1 protein-coding gene and 1 pseudogene are annotated in these 1,847 nt (G+C 69.1%); both read left to right on the forward strand.

Translation table 11 applies throughout. The features are described 5' to 3' along the window. The coding region (locus tag IE252_RS42770) for a 2-oxoacid:acceptor oxidoreductase subunit alpha (RefSeq protein ID WP_190094921.1) at positions 1 to 1,539 on the forward strand (1,539 nt) is incomplete at its 5' end. Then, positions 1,532 to 1,847 (forward strand): annotated as a pseudogene (locus IE252_RS42775) (2-oxoacid:ferredoxin oxidoreductase subunit beta); the annotation flags it as partial. The gene IE252_RS42770 and the pseudogene IE252_RS42775, both read left to right, overlap by 8 nt.

Consider the following 1,847-nt stretch of genomic DNA (forward strand, 5'->3'; position numbering starts at 1 on the left):
AACACCGACGAGTTCACCAAGCGGCCGATGGCGAAGGTCGGCTACGCCACCTCGCCGCTGGAGGACGGCACCCTGGAGGCGTACAACGTCCACCCGGTGCCGCTCACCACGCTCACCGTCGAGGCGCTCAAGGACTTCGGGCTGCCCCGCAAGGAGGCCGAGCGCAGCAAGAACATGTTCGCGCTGGGGCTGCTCAGCTGGATGTACCACCGGCCCACCGAGGCCACCGAGGCGTTCCTGCGGCAGAAGTTCGCCAAGAAGCCGGAGATCGCCGAGGCCAACGTCGCCGCGTTCCGGGCGGGCTGGAACTTCGGGGAGACCACCGAGGACTTCGCCGTCTCGTACGAGGTCGCCCCGGCCACCAAGGCCTTCCCCACCGGCACGTACCGGAACATCTCCGGGAACCTGGCTCTCGCCTACGGGCTCGTCGCGGCGGGCCAGCAGGCTGATCTGCCTCTTTACCTGGGCTCGTACCCGATCACCCCGGCCTCGGACATCCTGCACGAGCTGTCCAAGCACAAGAACTTCGGTGTCCGCACCTTCCAGGCCGAAGACGAGATCGCGGGCATTGGTGCGGCTCTCGGGGCGGCCTTCGGCGGCTCCCTCGCGGTGACGACGACCTCCGGCCCGGGTGTGGCCCTCAAGTCCGAGACCATCGGCCTCGCCGTCAGCCTCGAACTGCCGCTCCTGATCGTGGACATCCAGCGCGGCGGCCCCTCCACCGGCCTGCCCACCAAGACCGAGCAGGCCGACCTCCTCCAGGCGATGTACGGCCGAAACGGCGAAGCCCCGGTGCCGATCGTCGCGCCGAAGACCCCGGCCGACTGCTTCGACGCGGCCCTGGACGCCGCCCGGATCGCCCTGACCTACCGGACGCCGGTGTTCCTGCTCTCCGACGGCTACCTCGCCAACGGATCCGAGCCCTGGCGCATCCCCGACACCGACGAACTCCCCGACCTGCGCGTCCAGTTCGCCACCGTCCCCAACCACACGCTGGCCGACGGCACCGAGGTGTTCTGGCCGTACAAGCGCGACCCGCAGACGCTGGCCCGGCCGTGGGCGGTCCCCGGCACCCCGGGCCTCGAGCACCGCATCGGCGGCATCGAGAAGCAGGACGGCACCGGCAACATCTCGTACGACCCCGCCAACCACGACCTCATGGTCCGCACCCGCCAGGCCAAGATCGACGGCATCAAGGTCCCGGACCTGGAGGTCGACGACCCGGGCGGGGCCGACACCCTGGTCCTCGGCTGGGGTTCGACCTACGGGCCGATCACCGCCGCGGTACGCCGACTGCGCGCCGAGGGCGTGGCCATCGCCCAAGCCCATCTGCGCCACCTCAACCCCTTCCCGAGGAATCTCGGCGAGGTGCTGGAGCGTTACGAGAAGGTGGTCGTCCCCGAGATGAACCTCGGCCAGCTCGCCACGCTGATCCGGGCCCAGTTCGTGGTCGACGCGCAGTCCTACACCCAGGTCAACGGAATGCCGTTCAAGGCCGAGCAGCTCGCGCAGGCCCTCAAGGAGGCCATCAATGTCTGAGACGACGACGGCACGCACCCTGCTCTCCCTGGTCCCGAAGGCCGACGCCCCGCAGTCGATGAAGGACTTCAAGTCGGACCAGGAAGTGCGCTGGTGCCCCGGCTGCGGCGACTACGCCGTCCTCGCCGCCGTCCAGGGCTTCATGCCCGAACTCGGCCTCGCCAAAGAGAACATCGTCTTCGTCTCCGGCATCGGCTGCTCCAGCCGCTTCCCGTACTACATGAACACCTACGGGATGCACTCCATCCACGGACGCGCCCCCGCCATCGCCACCGGACTCGCCACCAGCCGCCAAGACCTCAGCGTCT

The sequence above is a fragment of the Streptomyces melanogenes genome (genome assembly GCF_014649795.1).
Classification (GTDB): domain Bacteria; phylum Actinomycetota; class Actinomycetes; order Streptomycetales; family Streptomycetaceae; genus Streptomyces; species Streptomyces noboritoensis.